At 59.9% G+C, this 19,166-nt stretch carries 16 protein-coding genes; 11 read left to right on the forward strand and 5 right to left on the reverse strand.

Annotated features, from left to right (window positions below):
- The first annotated feature begins 1 nt into the window (after position 1).
- From tcyN to PMI35_RS21330, 10 genes are all read left to right on the forward strand, one after another.
- On the forward strand, positions 2-757 hold the full coding sequence (tcyN, locus tag PMI35_RS21375; RefSeq protein WP_008057614.1) for an L-cystine ABC transporter ATP-binding protein TcyN: 756 nt from the start codon (positions 2-4) through the stop codon (positions 755-757).
- A 459-nt stretch (positions 758-1,216) separates the two neighbouring features.
- Positions 1,217-1,975 (forward strand): hypothetical protein, encoded by a 759-nt coding sequence (locus tag PMI35_RS21370; protein ID WP_008057616.1) that lies wholly within the window; start codon positions 1,217-1,219, stop codon positions 1,973-1,975.
- A 221-nt stretch (positions 1,976-2,196) separates the two neighbouring features.
- Entirely contained in the window at positions 2,197-3,438 is a 1,242-nt protein-coding gene (locus PMI35_RS21365; RefSeq protein ID WP_008057619.1) for an SfnB family sulfur acquisition oxidoreductase, read from the forward strand.
- A 23-nt stretch (positions 3,439-3,461) separates the two neighbouring features.
- A complete protein-coding gene (locus PMI35_RS21360; RefSeq protein ID WP_008057621.1) occupies positions 3,462-4,655 on the forward strand; it encodes an SfnB family sulfur acquisition oxidoreductase in 1,194 nt (397 codons plus the stop codon).
- Positions 4,655-6,013, forward strand: a complete 1,359-nt coding sequence (locus tag PMI35_RS21355) for an LLM class flavin-dependent oxidoreductase (protein ID WP_008057623.1) — start codon at positions 4,655-4,657, stop codon at positions 6,011-6,013. The genes PMI35_RS21360 and PMI35_RS21355 overlap by 1 nt, the downstream gene beginning before the upstream one ends.
- Positions 6,014-6,141: 128 nt before the next feature.
- Positions 6,142-6,951, forward strand: a complete 810-nt coding sequence (locus PMI35_RS21350) for a MetQ/NlpA family ABC transporter substrate-binding protein (protein WP_008057624.1) — start codon at positions 6,142-6,144, stop codon at positions 6,949-6,951.
- A gap of 2 nt (positions 6,952-6,953) precedes the next feature.
- Entirely contained in the window at positions 6,954-8,075 is a 1,122-nt protein-coding gene (locus PMI35_RS21345) for a methionine ABC transporter ATP-binding protein (protein WP_008057626.1), read from the forward strand.
- A complete protein-coding gene (locus tag PMI35_RS21340; RefSeq protein WP_008057629.1) occupies positions 8,065-8,709 on the forward strand; it encodes a methionine ABC transporter permease in 645 nt (214 codons plus the stop codon). The genes PMI35_RS21345 and PMI35_RS21340 overlap by 11 nt, the downstream gene beginning before the upstream one ends.
- A gap of 356 nt (positions 8,710-9,065) precedes the next feature.
- Positions 9,066-9,407 (forward strand): DUF6124 family protein, encoded by a 342-nt coding sequence (locus tag PMI35_RS21335; RefSeq protein ID WP_008057631.1) that lies wholly within the window; start codon positions 9,066-9,068, stop codon positions 9,405-9,407.
- A gap of 136 nt (positions 9,408-9,543) precedes the next feature.
- Positions 9,544-10,170, forward strand: coding sequence for a class I SAM-dependent methyltransferase (locus tag PMI35_RS21330; RefSeq protein ID WP_008057632.1), 627 nt, complete (start codon positions 9,544-9,546; stop codon positions 10,168-10,170).
- A 130-nt stretch (positions 10,171-10,300) separates the two neighbouring features.
- Here PMI35_RS21330 and PMI35_RS21325 read toward each other — a convergent pair whose 3' ends face one another.
- From PMI35_RS21325 to PMI35_RS21315, 3 genes are read right to left on the reverse strand one after another with little or no spacing between them, the layout of a single operon-like run.
- Positions 10,301-13,354 (reverse strand): efflux RND transporter permease subunit, encoded by a 3,054-nt coding sequence (locus tag PMI35_RS21325; protein ID WP_008057634.1) that lies wholly within the window; start codon positions 13,352-13,354, stop codon positions 10,301-10,303.
- The gene (locus PMI35_RS21320; RefSeq protein WP_008057635.1) at positions 13,351-14,418 is read right to left on the reverse strand and encodes an efflux RND transporter periplasmic adaptor subunit; all 1,068 of its coding nucleotides are present in this window, start codon (positions 14,416-14,418) and stop codon (positions 13,351-13,353) included. The genes PMI35_RS21325 and PMI35_RS21320 overlap by 4 nt, the downstream gene beginning before the upstream one ends.
- Positions 14,415-15,518 (reverse strand): efflux RND transporter periplasmic adaptor subunit, encoded by a 1,104-nt coding sequence (locus tag PMI35_RS21315; RefSeq protein WP_008057636.1) that lies wholly within the window; start codon positions 15,516-15,518, stop codon positions 14,415-14,417. Before PMI35_RS21315 ends, PMI35_RS21320 begins: the two co-directional genes overlap by 4 nt.
- A 189-nt stretch (positions 15,519-15,707) precedes the next feature.
- Here PMI35_RS21315 and PMI35_RS21310 point away from each other — a divergent pair, with 189 nt between their 5' ends.
- Positions 15,708-16,904, forward strand: coding sequence for an AAA family ATPase (locus tag PMI35_RS21310; RefSeq protein WP_008057637.1), 1,197 nt, complete (start codon positions 15,708-15,710; stop codon positions 16,902-16,904).
- Positions 16,905-16,922: 18 nt separating this feature from the next.
- Here the strand turns inward: PMI35_RS21310 and PMI35_RS33295 are convergent, their stop codons facing one another.
- Both PMI35_RS33295 and PMI35_RS21305 read right to left on the reverse strand, forming a co-directional pair.
- Positions 16,923-18,023, reverse strand: coding sequence for an RHS repeat-associated core domain-containing protein (locus tag PMI35_RS33295; protein ID WP_008057639.1), 1,101 nt, complete (start codon positions 18,021-18,023; stop codon positions 16,923-16,925).
- A gap of 174 nt (positions 18,024-18,197) precedes the next feature.
- Positions 18,198-18,980, reverse strand: coding sequence for a MetQ/NlpA family ABC transporter substrate-binding protein (locus PMI35_RS21305; protein ID WP_008057641.1), 783 nt, complete (start codon positions 18,978-18,980; stop codon positions 18,198-18,200).
- Between the last annotated feature and the right edge of the window lie 186 nt (positions 18,981-19,166).

The raw sequence follows: 19,166 nt of genomic DNA on the forward strand, positions 1-19,166 counted from the left end.
CATGATTGTCGTGGAAAAACTGACAAAGCAGTTCAAGGGTCAAGTCGTGCTCAACGGCATCGATCTGCAAGTGAAGGAAGGTGAGGTGGTGGCGATCATCGGGCCTAGCGGCTCGGGCAAGACTACCTTCCTGCGTTGCCTGAACTTCCTCGAGGAACCCACCAGCGGCCGGATCAAGGTCGGCGACATCGAAATCGATACCAGCCGCCCGTTGAACCAGCAACAGAGCCTGGTGCGCCGTTTGCGCCAGCACGTGGGCTTCGTGTTCCAGAACTTCAACCTGTTCCCCCACCGCACCGCCCTGGAAAACGTTATCGAAGGCCCGATCATCGTCAAGAAGATCGCGCACGCCGACGCCGTTGCCCTGGGTAAAAAACTGTTGGCCAAGGTTGGCCTGGCAGGCAAGGAGGACGCCTACCCGCGCCGCCTTTCGGGGGGGCAGCAACAGCGTGTGGCGATTGCCCGCGCGCTGGCGATGGAACCGGAAGTGATTCTGTTCGACGAACCGACCTCGGCGCTCGACCCGGAGCTGGTGGGTGAAGTGCTGGCGACCATCCGCGGCCTGGCCGACGAAAACCGCACCATGGTGATCGTCACCCACGAAATGGCTTTCGCCCGTGACGTGGCCAATCGCGTGGTTTTTTTCGACAAGGGTGTGATCGTCGAACAAGGCGAAGCAAAGGCGTTGTTTGCCAACCCCAAGGAAGAGCGCACCAAGCAATTCCTCAGCAAGTTCCTGAACAACGCACACAACTAAATCCCTTGTAACACCTGTCAACTTCCATGGATGGAAGTGACACCCTCCGCGTAAAACCACCTACTCTTACATAATTAAATATACGTGTATGACAAGCACACTTTGTCAGCACCCTCGATACATATATGTATTGCGCAACAGTTTTACCGACTGAACATCAGTCGCTACCAAACTGCGCAAAACCCTCAAAAAATGGCGCTCCGAGCAGGTAGATTCGACGCACGGGGACAGTTTATTAACTTCAATGCGTAGGATTATTCTGAATAACAGCCAACTTCCCACTTAACCAACTCACTCTATTGACACCTACTCCGACTAACTCTTATCTAGTCTCCTTCCAGCGGCACCCTTCACGCTCAATCATTATTTAAAAATCAAAGTAATGAACTGTTTTGCTGTTCGAACTCACGTTTTATTTTTCCGAAACGGACTTCAATGCAAAACATCAAGGAGACCTCCATGACAAGCACCTCAAATAAAACCGGACTTGCCGCCCCGACTCTGGCGCAATCGCACAAGGCCGGAATCAACCTCGCCTCGGCGACGCACTTGCTGATCGAGGTGCCGCCCTACCCCGCGATGGACGAAGGCGACCTGATCGAACTGTTCTGGGACAACTGCTACGTCGCCTCCAGGGTCCTGATGGCCGATGAGATTGGCCACCCCGTCCAGCTTCGGGTACCCGAGAGCTTCATCACCAGTGGTTCCTCTCGCGTCCACTATCGAATCATGCAGATAGGGCAAGCACCGATCGTATCGCCCGCCAGGCGCGTGCAGTCCAAACTCGAGTGTCCCGGCGGCCAGGTGTCTGCGCTGAGTGGCGACGAGAACCAGAGCCTGGCCCCGGTAAACATTCCCGGAACGATTCGCCGCCAGGGCGTGAACCCCAACCAGGTCAAGCGCGGTGTGCCGGTGACCATCGAGCCGTACCTGAACATGGCCGCCGATGACGAAATCACCCTGCGCTGGGGCGATGCCCGCATGGACCTGCCCCCACTCAAGGAAAGTGATGTGGGCCAGCCGGTTCAGGTCTGGGTGCCACCGGCGATCATCCTTGAAGCCGGCGAAGACCTGCGACTGGAGGTGACTTACTGCATCCTCGATCGCGTAGGCAACAATTCGCGCTGGGCGCCAGCACGGACGTTGAAGATTGGTTGTACCAACCCGTATCTCAAGATTCCGAAAAAGGAACACCTCCAGGCCGCGGAACGTCGTTAGCGAAGGCTGCGATTTTTTTGACCTTCTATGCATATTCCTAAAAGTTAGTTCAAAAAGTATTTATACACGTTTAGGGTATATAAACCGGACCACCGGACATTCTTGTTTTCGTTCGCCGCACCCCGCGGCGTTTTCATGAGATGTGAGGTAGGTATGGTCCGGAACACAATCACCCCAGTGCAGATCGCCAGGGCATTGCGTGTAGCCAAGGAGTGGCACTGATGTCCAGTCTGGCTGATGCAATCGTCCAGAGTGACCTGGACATCGCCCCATTGTTGTTGCCCGCGCAAGTGCTGCGCAACGACGCCCAAGCCATCAAGGCCGCACACGAACTGGCGCAAGTCGCGCGCCTGCAAGCAGCCAGGCGCGACCGGCAGCGCAAGCTGCCGTGGTCGGAAATCGAACAATTCACCCGAAGCGGTCTGGGCAGCATCGCCATTCCCCGCGAGTACGGTGGCCCACAGGTTTCATTCGTCACCCTGGCCGAGGTCTTCGCGATCATTTCCGCGGCGGACCCGGCCCTGGGGCAGATTCCACAGAACCAGTTCGGCATCCTCAACCTGGTGCTCGGCAGCGCCACCGAGGTGCAGAAAAAACAGCTGTTCAAGAGCGTTCTGGAAGGCTGGCGAATCGGCAATGCCGGACCCGAACGCGGCGCTAAAAACACCCTGGAACTCAAGGCCCGCATCACCGCCGACGGCGATGGTTTTGTCCTCAACGGACAGAAGTTTTATTCCACCGGCGCGTTGTTCGCGCACTGGGTCGCGGTCAAGGCGCTCAATGACGACGGCAAGCAAGTGCTGGCCTTCGTTCGTCGCGGTACGCCGGGGCTGCGCATCGTCGATGACTGGTCCGGTTTCGGCCAGCGCACCACCGCCAGCGGCACCATCTTGCTGAACAACGTGCGGGTCGACGCAGAGTGGGTGGTGGATAACTGGAAGATCAACGACACGCCCAATACTCAGGGTGCGGTTTCGCAGTTGATCCAGGCCGCCATCGATGCCGGCATCGCCCGGGGCGCCCTTGATGACGCCATCGAGTTCGTGAAAACCCGCGCACGGCCATGGGTCGACGCCAACGTTGAACGGGCCGGCGATGACCTGTACGTCATCGCCGATATCGGCAAGCTGAAAATCGAATTGCACGCTGCCGAAGCGTTGCTGCGCAAGGCCGGGCAGGTGCTCGACCAGGTGAGCGCCGCGCCGCTCACCGCCGAGTCCGCCGCCCGCGCTTCGATTGCCGTCGCCGAAGCAAAAGTGTTGACCACCGAGATCTCGTTGCTGGCCAGCGAAAAGCTGTTCGAGCTCGCCGGCAGTCGCGCCACCCTCGCCGAATTCAACCTCGACCGCCACTGGCGCAACGCCCGGGTGCACACCCTGCACGACCCGGTGCGCTGGAAGTATCACGCGGTTGGCGCCTATTACCTGAACGGCACTTTGCCGGCTCGTCATTCCTGGATTTAACGACCAGACATCTGGAGAAACTTATGACTTTTTCTCACCCCGTCGCGGTCATTACCAGCGATGAGCAAGCCCTGATTGTCGCCAGCGACCTGGCCGAAGATTTCAAACGCGACAGCGCCCTGCGCGACCGCGAACGCCGTTTGCCGCACCCGGAGCTGGAAGTGTTTTCCCGCTCGGGCCTGTGGGGCATCAGCGTGCCCAAGGAATACGGCGGAGCCGGTGTTTCCAACGTCACCCTGGCCAAGGTCATCGCACTGATCGCCCAGGCGGATGGCTCCCTCGGGCAAATCCCGCAGAATCATTTCTACGCGCTGGAAGTGTTGCGCGTGAACGGCAGCGAAACGCAGAAAAAGCGCCTGTACGCCGAAGTACTGGCTGGCCAGCGCTTCGGTAATGCGCTGGCAGAACTGGGGACTAAAACCGCCCATGATCGCGTCACCAGCCTGAAAAGCGATGGCAGCGGTTATCGCATCAACGGCCGCAAGTTCTACGCCACCGGGGCGATTTACGCCCAGCGCATTCCGACCTCGGTGATCGATGAAAACGGTGTGCAGCAATTGGCGTTCGTTGCGCGCGACAGCAAAGGCCTGACGGTAATCGACGACTGGAGCGGCTTCGGCCAGCGCACCACCGGCAGCGGCTCGGTGGTATTCGAAGATGTCTACGTTGCTGCCGAAGACGTGATCCCGTTCCAGACAGCCTTCGAGCGTCCGACACCTGTCGGCCCGCTGGCGCAGATTCTCCACGCCGCTATCGACACCGGTATCGCCCGCGCGGCCTATGAAGATGCGCTGCATTTCGTGCGCAGCAAAACCCGGCCGTGGATCGACGCCACCCATGAAAAAGCCACCGACGACCCACTGACCCTCAAGAGTTTCGGGCACTTGAGCATTCGCCTGCACGCCACCGAAGCCTTGCTCGAACGCGCCGGTGAATTCCTCGACAAGGCCCAGGCCGACACCAGCGCCGAGAGCGTTGCCGCCGCGTCGATCGCCGTCGCCGAAGCGCGCGCTATCAGCACCGAAGTCTCCCTCGCCGCCGGCACCACCTTGTTCGAACTGGCCGGCAGCCAGGCCACCCTGATCGAGCACGGCCTGGATCGCCATTGGCGCAACGCCCGGGTGCACACCCTGCACGACCCGGTTCGCTGGAAATACCACGCGGTCGGCAACTACTACCTCAACGATGAAAACCCGCCACTGCGGGGGACCATCTGATGGCCGAGGCGAAAAAGAAGATTCTGCTCAACGCGTTCAACATGAACTGCATCGGGCACATCAACCATGGCTTGTGGACGCATCCACGGGACACCTCGACCCAGTACAAGACGATCGAATACTGGACCGAACTGGCACAGTTGCTGGAACGCGGGCTGTTCGACGGCTTGTTCATCGCCGACATCGTCGGCGTCTATGACGTGTACCAGAACTCGGTGGACGTGCCGCTCAAAGAGTCGATCCAGTTGCCGGTCAACGACCCGTTGCTGCTGGTTTCGGCGATGGCTGCGGTGACGAAAAACCTCGGCTTCGGCCTCACCGCCAACCTCACCTACGAGCCGCCGTACCTGTTCGCCCGGCGCATGTCGACGCTGGATCACCTGAGTCGCGGTCGCGTGGGCTGGAACATCGTCACCGGCTACCTCGACAGCGCGGCCAAGGCCATGGGCCTGAGCGAACAAGTCGAGCATGACCGCCGCTACGACCAGGCCGATGAATACCTGGAGGTGCTCTACAAACTCTGGGAAGGCAGTTGGGAAAACGGCGCGGTACTCAACGATCCGCAGCAGCGCATCTACGCTGCGCCGGAAAAAGTGCACAAGGTCGCGCACAAGGGCGAATTCTATCAGGTCGAGGGTTACCACCTGTGCGAACCGTCACCGCAGCGCACGCCGGTGCTGTTCCAGGCGGGCAGTTCCGATCGCGGTTTGCTGTTCGCCGGGCGCCATGCCGAGTGCGTATTCATCAGCGGCCAGAACAAGCCGTCGACCAAGGTTCAGGTGGACAAGGTCCGCGCCAGCGCCGTCGAGGCCGGGCGTAATCCTGAGGACATCAAGGTGTTCATGGGGTTGAACGTGATCGTCGGCGCCACTGAAGAACTCGCCTGGGCCAAGCACGCCGAGTACCTGAGCTACGCCAGCGCCGAGGCCGGCGTGGCGCATTTTTCGGCGTCTACCGGCATCGACTTTTCCGAATACGCCATCGACGAACCGATCCAGTACGTCAAGAGCAATGCGATCCAGTCGGCGACCAAAAACCTGCAAAACAACGACTGGACCCGACGCAAATTGCTGGAACAACACGCCCTCGGTGGGCGCTACGTCACCGTGGTCGGTTCGCCCGAACAGGTGGCCGACGAGTTGGAGTCCTGGATCGCCGAAACCGGCCTGGACGGCTTCAACCTGACGCGCATCGTTACGCCGGAAAGCTATGTGGATTTCATTGATCTGGTGATTCCGGAGTTGCAGCGGCGTGGGTCGTACAAGACCGCTTACGACGATGGCTCTTTGCGCGAAAAACTGTTTCACGAAGGGGCGCATTTGCCTGAGCAACATACGGGGTCGGCGTTCAGACGCTAAAAGCATCGCTGGCAAGCCAGCTCCCACAGGGTTCTCGGGTGCTCACACAATCTCTGTGGGAGCTGGCTTGCCAGCGATGAGGCCCGACCAAACACCAAATATCTTATGCACTGACTGGAATAACCAACATGACCAAGAAACTCCTGACCCACCCAGTCAAAGCACTGGCCCTGGCCCTCGGCCTGTTCAGCTCCGCGGTGTTCGCCGCCGACGCGCCCCTGAAAATCGGCACCACCGCCGCCTTCGCCATTCCTCTGGAAGCGGCCGTAGAAGAGGCAGGCAAACAAGGCCTGAAAGTTGAACTGGTGGAATTCACCGACTGGATCGCGCCCAACGTCAGCCTCGCCGCCGGCGACATCGACGTGAACTACTTCCAGCACATCCCGTTCCTGGAAAACGCCAGGAACGCCTCCGGGTTTGACCTGGTGCCCTTCGCGCCGGGGATCATCAACAACGTCGGTCTCTACTCGAAGAAATACAAAAGCTTCGACGAGCTGCCCCAAGGCGCCAGCGTCGCCATCGCCAACGATCCGATCAACAGCGGGCGTGGCTTGCAGCTGTTGGCCAAGGCCGGCTTGATCACCCTCAAACCGGGGGTTGGCTACAAAGCCACCGAAGAAGACATCATCGCCAACCCGAAGAAAATCAAAATCCTCCAGGTCGAAGCCGTGCAACTGGTCCGTGCCTATGACGACGCCGATCTCGTCCAGGGCTACCCCGCTTACATCCGCCTGGCGAAAACCTTCGACGCCGGTTCTGCCCTGCTGTTCGACGGCCTCGACCACAAGGAATACGTGATCCAGTTCGTGATCCAGCCGAAAAGCAAAACCGACCCGCGCCTGATCAAGTTCGTCGACATCTACCAGCACTCGCCGGCCGTTCGCGCCGCCCTGGATAAAGCCCACGGCAAGCTGTACCAAGCCGGTTGGGAGAGCTGAGCATGACGGCCGCGATCCAACGGCGACTGGATATTCCAGAGCCTCAGAAAGCCGAACAGACCGAACTGCATCCGGACCTGAACCGTGCTCACGTGCGCTTCATCGGCCTGGGCAAAACCTACGATGGCAAGCAAGGACCGGTGGCGGCGCTGCAAGGCATCGACCTGGCGATCCAACGCGGTGAAGTGTTCGGCATCATTGGCCGCAGCGGCGCCGGCAAGTCGTCGCTGATCCGCACCATCAACCGCCTCGAGCAACCGACCTCGGGTCGAGTGCTGATCGATCAAGTGGACATCGGCGAGTTCGATGAAGACCGTCTGGTGGCGTTGCGTCGGCGCATCGGCATGATCTTCCAGCACTTCAACTTGATGTCCGCCAAGACGGTTTGGCAGAACGTCGAGTTGCCGCTGAAAGTCGCCGGCGTACCCAAGGAAAAGCGCGAGCAAAAGGTTCGTGAACTGCTGGAACTGGTTGGCCTGCAAGCCAAGCACAAGGCGTACCCGGCGCAACTGTCGGGCGGTCAGAAACAGCGCGTCGGCATCGCCCGCGCGCTGGTTCACGACCCGGCGATCCTGCTGTGCGACGAAGCCACTTCGGCACTGGACCCGGAGACCACGCAGTCGATCCTCGGCCTGCTGCGCGAGATCAATCAGCGCCTGGGCCTGACGATCATTTTGATCACCCATGAAATGGCGGTGATCCGCGAGATCTGTGATCGCGTCGTGGTCCTTGAACATGGACGAATCGTTGAACAGGGGCCCGTCTGGGAAGTCTTCGGCAACCCGCAGCATGAGGTCAGCAAGACCTTGCTCGCGCCCTTGCAACACGCCCTGCCGCCAGAACTGCAAAGCCGTTTGCATCCACAACCGCAGTCCACGGAAGACGCGGTGGTACTGCGCCTGCAATTCACCGGAACGGCCCACGCCGAACCGGACCTTGCCGCGCTGTTCAGTGCACTCGGTGGCCGCGTGCGCTTGCTGCAGGGCGGCGTGGAGCGGATTCAAGGGCACGTCCTTGGGCAATTGCTGCTGGCCGTGACGGGCTCACCCCTGGGCGTGGAAGAATTGCGTCAACGCGCCGGCCACTGGGCGCAACAGGTAGAGGTGTTGGGTTATGTGGTTTGATCGCTTGCTGCAAGGCTTCATCGACACCTTTCTCATGGTCGGCGTGTCGTCGTTGATCGCACTGCTGGCGGGCATTCCGCTGGCGGTGATCCTGGTCACCAGCTCCAAGGGTGGCATCTACGAAGCCCCGGCGCTGAACCGTGCGTTGGGGGCCTTCGTGAACCTGTTTCGCTCGATTCCGTTCCTGATCCTGATGGTGGCGTTGATTCCGTTCACCCGGTTGATCGTCGGCACCACGTACGGCGTTTGGGCGGCGGTGGTGCCGTTGACCATCGCTGCCACACCGTTCTTTGCACGCATCGCTGAAGTCAGCTTGCGCGAGGTCGATCACGGCTTGATCGAAGCGGCGCAAGCCATGGGCTGCCGGCGCGGGCATATCGTCTGGCATGTGTTGTTGCCTGAGGCTCTGCCGGGGATTGTCGGAGGATTTACGATTACGCTGGTGACGATGATCAACTCATCGGCCATGGCCGGGGCGATTGGCGCGGGTGGATTGGGGGACATTGCCTATCGGTACGGGTACCAGCGCTTTGATAGCCAGATCATGCTGACGGTGATTGTGTTGCTGGTGGCGTTGGTGGCGGTGATTCAATTGGGTGGGGATCGGTTGGCTCGGGGATTGAACAAACGCTAGCTCTTGGCGACATTTCGTACAAGAAAATCGGCAATTCTGAAGGCTCAATCCCTTTCCTTTGCAGGACGTTTCCTAGATTATTCCGCTCGCTTGCGCCTGCCAAACTCCGTGGTTAGTCTCGGTCCGTCACTGTTCAACAGTGATCGGGTTTAGTAGCCCGGAACAATAGGCGCATAGCGATTCCATGCTCATGTCCGGCATTTTTTTGCCGAGTGTGAAATATGGTGGCTGTGCGTGGGGTACCTTCGGGTGCACCGGTTTCTCCTATTGACCGGCCTACTAACCTGCGTACAGCCGCCACCCAATCGTTTAGTAGGCGAGAAGTGTCGGCTCCCATGCAGCAATAGGAGCAACACATGGAAAGATCAGTCCCCGATCCACCCCCCGAAACCTCCACCGAAGACCCACTCAGGGATCGATCAGCGCTCTACCGCGCCATTGATTTCTACCTCACCGGCGATCAACCCTCCCCGCCCGACGAACTACGGTTCTACAACGTCAGCAAAGACGTGAGCTTCGAAGACACCCTACTCTACATTGCCGACCTGCTGCGCTGCGCCTCGGTCACGGCGTATCAATGTGGCGACCATCTCAAGGGCGCCGACCGTGCAATGGTGTTCTCGGTTTGGCATTTGCTGGAGATCGCCAAGGCGATGGTGGATCACTCCATCGAGTGCCTGGGGATGAAAAAGGGTTGAGTCAGTGAAATCGCCTTCGCGGGCAAGTCGGATCGCCGCCCGCTCGCTCCTACAGATGACCGCGTGATCCGTAGGAGCCAGGCTTGCCGGCGAATGGCGTATATTTGGCGGACTCACATCAGACGCGCAGCCGACCATGAAACAGACTCCCGCCGACCTCGAGCAGATCACTTCCACGACTCTGGGGCATTACGACTCGGTGGCCGAAGGTTTCCGGGAAGGGACCCGCGATCACGATGTCAGCCAGAATATCGATGCCCTGTTGCGCCACATTCAAGGCCAGCCACCGTTCGACATTCTCGATTTTGGCTGTGGTCCCGGTCGTGACCTGCAGACCTTTACGCGCTTGGGCCACACGGCAGTCGGCCTCGATGGCTCGCAAAAGTTTGCGCAGATGGCCCGGGAGGACAGTGGTTGCGAGGTCTGGCAGCAGGATTTCCTGAAGCTGGATTTGCCGAACGAGCGCTTCGACGGGATTTTTGCCAATGCGGTGTTGTTTCACGTCCCGCGCCAGGAGTTGCCCCGGGTCTTGAAGGAGTTGCGCGCGGCGTTGAAGCCCGGTGGTGTGCTGTTCAGTTCCAATCCCCGTGGCGAGAACCAGGAAGGCTGGAACGGGCCTCGGTATGGGGCGTATCACGATCTTCACACGTGGCAGCAGTTGCTGACTGAAGCGGGGTTTGTGGAGCTGGAGCATTACTACCGGCCGGCGGGGCTGCCGCGCGAGCAGCAGCCTTGGTTGGCGAGTGTTTGGCGTAAGGTATAAAGCCTTGAATTTGTACTGTGCTAACTGACGCCATCGCCAGCAGGCTGGCTCCCACAGGGATCGAGTTGTGTGTACCAACGCGGTCAACTGTGGGAGCCAGCCTGCTGGCGATGAGCGCGCAGCGCTCGCCTTACCGCCCTTCTTTCTTCGGTTCGCGAATCCTGTACCAGGCCACATACAACGCCGGCAAAAACAGCAGCGTCAGCAAGGTGGCGACAATGATCCCGCCAATCATCGCGTAAGCCATCGGCCCCCAGAACACCTCCCGGGCAATCGGGATCATGCCCAGGCTCGCCGCCGCCGCGGTCAGCAGGATCGGCCGCCGACGATGTTCGGTGGCTTCCACCACGGCATCCCAGGGTGAAGAACCTTCGGCTATGAATGCGTCGATCTGGGTCACCAGGATCACCGAGTTGCGGATGATGATGCCGATCAGCGCCAGGATGCCAAGGATCGCCACGAAGCCCATCGGCGTTCCGGTCGGCACCAGTGCCAGCACCACGCCAATCAGGCCCAGCGGCGCAACGCTGGCCACCAGGAACATCTTCTGCACGCTGTGCAACTGAATCATCAGGAAGGTGGCCATCAGGAACACCATCAACGGCACGACCTTGTTGATCGGCCCTTGGGCCTTGGCGCTTTCCTCCACCGTACCGCCCGTGGCGACCTTGTAACCGGCGGGCAATGTGGCGGCGAACTTCACGATGTCCGGCTTGAGCTGTGTCACCAGGTCGGTTGGCTGGATATCTCCGACTACCGCCGTCTTGATGGTGATCGTCGGTTTGCGGTCGCGACGCCACACCAGCGGTTGCTCGAGTTCGTAGCGCACCGAGGCAAACGCCAGCAGTGGGATCGAGGTGCCGCCCGGAGAGAGGATCTGCAGGTTCTGCAGGGTATCCGGTGTACCCCGCTCGGCGTCCACGGCGCGCCCGACCACGTTGATCAGGTAAATGTCGTCGTCGACCTGGGTCACCGTCGAGCCGCTGACGATGCTGTTCATCAGGTTCGCCACGTCTTCGGACGACAAGCCGAGCTGGCGCGCCTTGTCCTGGGCGATGTCGACGCGCAGCACCTTGCCGGGCTCGTTCCAGTCGAAAATGATTTCGCCGATGTGCGGGTTCTTGTCCAGTTGGCTGGCCAGATCGATGGCGTGCTTGCGCACCTGGTCGATGTCCGGACCGCTGACACGGTACTGGATCGGCCGCCCCACGGGTGGGCCCATCTCCAGCGCCTGGACGAAACTGCCGATGCCGACGAAGTCCTTGCGCAGGCGTTCGCGCAGGCGGTCACTGAGGGCCGCACGCGTCTCGAAGTCTTTACTCACAATCACCAGCTGTGCGTAGTAAGGGTTCTGCAGTTGCTGGTCGAGGGGCAGGTAGAAACGAATCGCGCCCTGGCCGATGTAGGTACTCCAGCGCACGATGTCCGGGTCACCCTTGAGCGTCGCTTCGAGCTTGTCCACGGCTTTGCGGGTTTCATCGATCGAGGCGTTTTGCGGCAGGTTCAGATCCACGAGGATTTCCGGGCGATCCGAGGCCGGGAAGAACTGGTTCTGCACGAAGCGCATGCCAACCACCGACAACCCGAACAGCAGCGCCGTAATGCCGATCGCCCACCAGCGATTGCGCATGCTCCACAGCAGGCCGCCATTGAAGGCCCGCCCGAGGCGCCCGGGCTCTGCCGAGTGCGGCTTCACATTGGTGCTGAGGATGTGCACGCCGATCACCGGGGCGAACAACACTGCGACAACCCACGAGACCAACATGGCCACGGCAATCACCGCAAACAGGGTGAAGGTGTACTCACCGGCCGAGCTGCCATTGAGGCCAATGGGTACGAAACCCGCCACCGTCACCAGTGTACCGGTGAGCATCGGGAAGGCGGTCGAGGTGTAGGCGAAGGTCGCGGCCTGGTCCTTGGTTTCGCCCAGTTCCAGGCGCGAGACCATCATCTCTACGGTGATCATCGCGTCATCCACCAAAAGTCCGAGGGCGATGATCAATGCGCCGAGGGAGATCCGCTGCATGGTGATGCCGCTGTATTCCATGAACACAAACACCATCGCCAGCACCAGCGGGATCGAGCACGCCACCACCAGACCCGCGCGCACGCCGAGGCTGATGAAGCTGACCACCAACACGATCACCACGGCTTCGAACAGCGCACTGGTGAACCCGCCAACGGCCGCTTCCACCACGACAGACTGATCGGACACGTTGTGCACGCCGACGCCTACCGGCAGATCGGCTGTCAATTCGCTCATGCGCTGGTGCAGGGCCTTGCCGAAGTCCTGGATGTTGCCGCCCGTTTGCATGGCAATGGCCAGGCCAATGGCTTGCTGGCCATTGAAGCGAAACTCCGGGGTCGACGGGTCGACGTAACCGCGGCGGATGTCGGCAATGTCGGCCAGTCGATAGAAGCGGTCATTGAGCCGCAAGTTGACGTTGGCCAGGTCCTGCTCGGAAATGAACTGCCCGGAGGTGCGCACGGAGATCCGCTCGGGACCCGCTTCGATCACCCCGGCCGGGGTCACGGCGTTCTGGGTCTGCAGGCTTTGTACGACTTGCTGTTGGTCGATGCCCAGCGCCGCCAGTTTGCGAGTCGAGAAATTCAGGTAGAGCACTTCGTCCTGCTGGCCGACCATCTCGATCTTGCCCAGTCCTGGCACACCGCGGATATCGGCGCGCGCCTGCTCGACGTAGTCGCGCAACTGGCGCAACGACAGGCCGTCGGCGGTAAAGGCGTAGATCGAACCGAACACGTCACCGAACTCGTCGTTGAACGACGGGCCCTGAATGCCTTGGGGAAACGAGTAGCGAATATCGCCGATCTTCTTGCGCACCTGATACCAGATTTCCGGAATGTCCTTGGCCTTGGTGGTGTCGCGCAAGTACACGTAGACCGTGGATTCGCCGGGGCGGGTGTAGCTTTTCACGTAGTCGAGGGAATCAAGCTCTTCGAGTTTTTTCTCGATGCGGTCGGTGATCTGCTTGAGGGTTTCTTCCTGGGTCGCGCCCGGCCAGCGGGTCTGGATCACCATGGTCTTGATGGTGAATGACGGGTCTTCCTCGCGACCCAGGTTCAGGTACGAGAACACGCCCATCAATAACGAGACAAACATCAAGTACCAGACGAACGACTGATGCTTGAGGGCCCATTCGGATAAGTTGAAACTCCCTTTCATTGTGGGCTGCCCTCGTCGACTTTCACTTTTTGCCCCGGCTTGAGGCTGTTCACTCCGGCACTGACGACTCGGTCGCCGGCCTTGATATCGTCAGCCAACACCACGGTGCTGTCCGTGCGGCTGATGATGCTGACATCTCGCGGGGACACCGTTTGCGTCTGCGCATCGATGACCCAGACGCGGTTTTTGCCGTCGACCTCCTGCAATGCACTCAGGGGCAGCTCGATGCGCGGCTTGACCGCGCTTTTCAAGGTCACGCTGATCGCCGTCCCGAGGCGAAACGCGGGCGGTGTCTCGGCCAGCGTCAAGCGGGCGCGCCGGGTGCGGGTTGCACTTTCGGCCTGGGGTTCGATTTCACGCACAATGGCCGTGGTGGCAATACTCGGGCTCAGTTGCGCGGCGACTTGAAACACCACGTCGGCGGGCAACTGGTCGACCAGGGTGTCAGGCAGGTCGATCACCGCTTCCTTGATGTCCGGCTGCGCGAGGGTGACCACCTGCTGACCCGCAGTGACAACCTGCCCGGCTTCGGCACTCCACGCCGTGACCACCGCCTTGTGATCGGCGCGCAACTCGACATAGTTGAGCTGATCCCTGGCCTGACTGACCGCAGCCTTGGCCTGGTCGAGCGAGGCCTGGGTGGTTTTCAGGTCGGTGATTGCACTGTCGAGCTGCGCCTGTGAGCCCACCCCGCGATCGAACAATTGCTGCTGCCGACGGGCGTTGGCCTGGGCGTTGATGAGTTGAGCCTGGACACTCGCCAGGTTGCCCTCGGCCGAGCGCAGCTGGTTCTGCTGGTCGGTGGGATCGAGCGTGGCGAGCAAGGCCCCTTTGTCGACTTCGGCACCGACATCGACGCTGCGACTGGCAATGCGCCCCGGCACACGGAAGCCGATATTGCTTTCATAACGGGCCTGGATGCTGCCGGCGAAACGCCCGAGATTTTCCTCATCCAGCGCCTTCACCATGATCGACAGCACCGGACGTACCATTTCCGGGGCGGGCTCTTCTTTAGAGCAGGCCGTCAGCATCACACCGGCGAATACCAGTAACAGACGCTTCATGGCGCAACCCCCACGGACAAGTCCTTGTAGGTGTTTTCGGCGATTTCCACCGTCACACCGGGGTGCAGCAGCTGGCCGCCGGCGATGACGACTTTTTCACCGCCGGTCAGCCCGGCGCTGATGATGACTTTACCGGTCAAATAGCGGCCAACCTTGACGTTGTGCAATTGCGCCTTGCCCTCGCCATCCACCAGCCACACCGCCGGCTCGCTGATGTTTTTGGTCAGCGCCGACCACGGTAGCTCGACGGCGGATTTTCCCCGGGTATTGGCGGTGGCACTCACCACCGAACCCAATTGCATCCCTGGCGGCAAGGCGCCTAGAGTGACTTTGACTTGCACCGTACCCGTTTGCTCGGAGACGGCCGGGGTGACTTCCCGCACGGTCCCGGTGGTCTTGATCTGCGGATTATCCAGCAGGCTGACCACCACGGACCTATCCGACGGTGGCTCCGCCAGTAGCGATTCAAAGACGTTGAATACCGCATCCCGATCCCCGTCCCGGGCCAGGCTGAAAATCGGTACCGTGGCCTGCACCACCTGGCCGACTTCGGCCTGGCGCGCCGTGATCACGCCCGGCGCATCGGCGATCAACGCGGTGTAGCTCAATTGTTCACGGGCGTTGGCCAGTTCCGCCTGGGCTGCCGCCAACGAACTTTGGGAGCTGCGCAAGGCCGCCTGGGCGGAGTCGTATTCACTTTGGCTGGTATAGCCCTTGGGCAGCAGCTTTTGCTGGCGCACAAAGGACGCAGCGTTCTGAGTGACCTTGGCCTGCTCGGCGACGACCTGGGCCTGGGCCGAGTCCACGTTGGTCTGCAGGTCCTTGGGATCGAGCCTGGCGAGCACCTGCTTGGCCGAAACCCGGTCACCGACATCCACCATACGCTGGATGATCTTGCCCCCGACACGGAACGACAACTCGGTCTGCACCCGGGCCTGGACGTCGCCGGTCAACGTGATGTTGACGGCGTAGTCGGCCAGTTTCACCTCTTGCACGAAAACCCGGGGCCGGTCCTTCTCGACGGGCTTCTCTTTGTCGCAAGCGCTCAGCAAAGCCAAGAGGCTCAGGCCAAGCGCTATTTTCAATCCGGGACCAGCCATGCAGACTCCTTTGCGTTCAACGGGCGCGATTCGTCTGTGAGCTTAGAACAGGGATTAACCTTCGCCCACGCAAATTCAGCATTTACTCTGTAGGAGCTGCCGAAGGCTGCGATCTTTTGTATTTAAATGATCAAGATCAAAGGATCGCAGCCTGCGGCAGCTCCTACAGGACCACAGAGAACGTCCTTCATGCTCAATACCCTCGCGGTGGCCAACTACCGTTCGATCAATAAACTGGTCATCCCGTTGGGTCGGCTGAACCTGATTACAGGCCCCAACGGCAGTGGCAAATCCAATCTCTACCGCGCGCTACGCCTGTTGGCGGAAACAGCCCAAGGCGGCGTGGTCAATGCGTTGGCCCGCGAGGGTGGGCTCCACTCGACCTTCTGGGCCGGCCCGGAAACCATCAGCCGACGCATGCGCAATGGCGAGGTGCCGGTCGAGGCGACGGTGAGGCAGGGCGTGAAGCGCCTGCGACTGGGCTTCTCCGGAGAAAATTTCGGTTACTCGATCAGCCTGGGGCTGCCCGACTCCAACGGCCATTTCATGCTGCCCGGGCACAGCACCCCTATCCCGTCGCGTTTCAGCCTCGACCCGCAAATCAAGCGCGAGTGTCTGTGGGCCGGGCCGTTCTACCGTCCGGCGAGCCTGCTGGTGGATCGCGATGGCCCGCTGATCCGCACTCGGGCCAACCGCAGTTGGGACGTGTTGGCGCAACACACGCCGAATTTCGACAGCCTGTTCGATCAGGTCGGCAGCCTGCGTACTTCGCCGGAGGTATTGGAGACCCGCGAGTTCATCCGACGCTGGCGCTTCTACGATCACTTTCGCAGCGACGCCGACGCCCCGGTGCGTCAACCACAACTGGGCACACGTACCCCGGTGCTGCACCATGACGGCAGAGACTTGGCGGCAGCGTTGCAGACCATTATCGAAATCGGCGACCCCGAGGCATTGCGTAACGCGATCAGCGACGCATTTCCCGGCGCACGATTGCACATTGAACCGCTGGCCGGTGGTCGCTTTGCTATCGAGTTTTATCAGGAGGGATTGTTGCGGCCGTTATCGGCAGCTGAGTTGTCGGACGGGACGTTGCGTTATTTACTGCTGGTGGCGGCGCTATTGACGCCCCGGCCGCCGACGTTGATGGTGCTGAACGAACCGGAAACCAGTCTGCATCCGGATCTGCTGCCAGCGCTGGCGAGGCTGATTATCCGTGCTTCGGAGCAGTGTCAGGTTTGGGTAGTATCCCATGCGCGGCGCCTGATTTCTGCGTTGCAGGAAGATCCTGAGTGCAATTGCGTCGTGCTGGAGAAAAACCTCGGGCAAACCGGGATTGTCGGGCAGCGGATGCTGGATGAGCCAGCGTGGTATTGGCCGGATTGAGGCTTCTGAATGAGAATCTCAGGTCTGCCGAATTTCCTCGTTCGAGTTCACGGTTGCAATCCGACGCTTGGCCTTCAAAATTGGCCGGTCAATTTCCGGTCGAAACCTCTCGGCGTATGTTCGTTTACCCCTAGGCGCGAATTGGTTTCGTGGCGGGGCCGAGGGCTCGGGAGACAGGGAGGCACGACGGGATGCCGCAGGCGGTGTCGGTGGGAATATCTGCCCCTTATTCTTCACAAAATCCCTCAAGGCCCTCTCAGTCCCGGGGTCTTTCGCAGCCCAATAAGTCCCTCCTCTCGATACGAACGCCAACACAGTCAGCCCTAAAACGATATACCCCAATATTGCGGCCACCTCAGTGTCCTCGGTGATTACCGCAACGGCACTGCCAACCCCAATCACAGATGTAGTGAGTATCGCACCACTTGCCACGACCGTGCTTAGTGCCGCAAAGGACTGTTTGGGAGACAATTTCTTCATTGCTCCCAATATCAAAGCATCCTTGGATAAATTAAAGGAGGGGATGACACGGGACATGCCTAGCCCTGTGTTCCACAGACTCAAGCCGCTCTGGGCTAGACGGAGAATATCGCCAAACTGCCCCGTCGGATCACTGAAATTTACCGGGTCGCCCAAACAGTATGTATAAGGATTAAGCCCACCCCGCCCAAACGGGCTCAAACTGTCAGGGCTGTTGAAGCGCATCAACAACGGGTTGAATGCCCGGTGGCCATTGCCCAGCAAATAATGACCGGTCACCGGATCAAGTACTTCGCCGGTAAATCCCAGCAGACTGCCAGAACCACCTTCAACCCGCCGGTTACCGTAGGGGGAATAGGTCTGCTGCACCGATCCGGCAGCCTCGGTGACTTGCAAGACAGAACGCTGTGGATCAGTGGTCAGTAGCTGGCAGTTGACGGCATCCAATTCGCGCGATTGCAGGGCAAGCAGTTGCGCACCGTTCTGCAATACGCTCTGGCTGGAGCCGCCCTGAAGCTCGCTCACCAGATGGTCGCGACAGTAAAAACGCTGAAGGTTTTCTTGCCCGGCACGGTCAAGACCAGTCAACTGGTCCAGAGCATCGTAGCGGTAGCGACACATCGTTGTGTTTAATGTCATCAGAACCCCCTCTGCGTACCGTGCTTAGATTGCACCTGCCGTGGGGTTCGCACACCTAGCAGAACTGCTAGCCCAGGCCGCTCGTATGCCACGGAAAAAGGCGGACGCAAAAAAAACGCCGACGCTATTACTAGCCGTCGGCGCTCGAAACCTTGAAGAGGTTTACCTCGCGAATCAGAACGCCGGCAGAACCGCGCCGCTGTACTTCTTCTCGATGAATGCTTTCACTTCCGGGCTGGTCAGGGCCTTGGCCAGTTTCTGGATGGCGACGCTGTCCTTGTTATCAGGACGAGCCACCAGGAAGTTCACGTAAGGCGAATCGGCACCTTCGATCACCAGTGCGTCCTTGGCCGGGTTCAGGCCCGCTTCCAGCGCGTAGTTGGTGTTGATCATGTCCAGGTCAACCTGATCCAGCACACGCGGCAACATGGCAGACTCAAGCTCCTTGAACTTGAAGTTGTGCGGGTTCTTGGCGATGTCTTTCGGCGTGGCCAGGGCGTTTTTCGGGTCTTTCAACTCGATCAGGCCAGCCTTCTGCAGCAGGATCAGCGCACGACCGCTGTTGCTGCCTTCGTTAGGAATGGCAATGGTCGCGCCATCTTTCAGCTCGGCCAGGGTTTTGACTTTCTTCGAGTAGCCGCCGAACGGTTCAACGTGAACACCGACCACGGTTTCCAGGTGAGTGCCTTTGCCTTCGTTGAAGCTTTTCAGGTACGGCAGGGTCTGGAAGTAGTTGGCGTCCAGACGCTTCTGGTCGACCTGTACGTTCGGCTGAACGTAGTCGGTGAAGACTTTGATTTCCAGGTCCACGCCTTCTTTGGCGAGGGTTGGCTTGATCAGCTCAAGAATCTCGGCGTGTGGAATCGGAGTTGCCGCTACCACCAGTTTCTCGCCAGCCTGGGCCAGGCCCGCAGTCAGGGCAGCCGCCAGTGCGGTGAACAACAGAACCTTTTTCATGCAGTGTCCTTATCGAAAATCACGGTCGCTTGTGGCGACGGCTAGATATTTAAGTGCCAGCGAAGTGCTATCGCTGGCGTGACGCGGACAATACCGGGATTTTTTATTCCCGAACAATATCTTTTATTCACTTTCATATTCCATTTTATTCATACATACCCACAACCCATGTAGGAGCTGCCGCAG

Source organism: Pseudomonas sp. GM78, assembly GCF_000282475.1.
In the GTDB taxonomy this organism is placed as follows: Bacteria; Pseudomonadota; Gammaproteobacteria; order Pseudomonadales; family Pseudomonadaceae; genus Aquipseudomonas.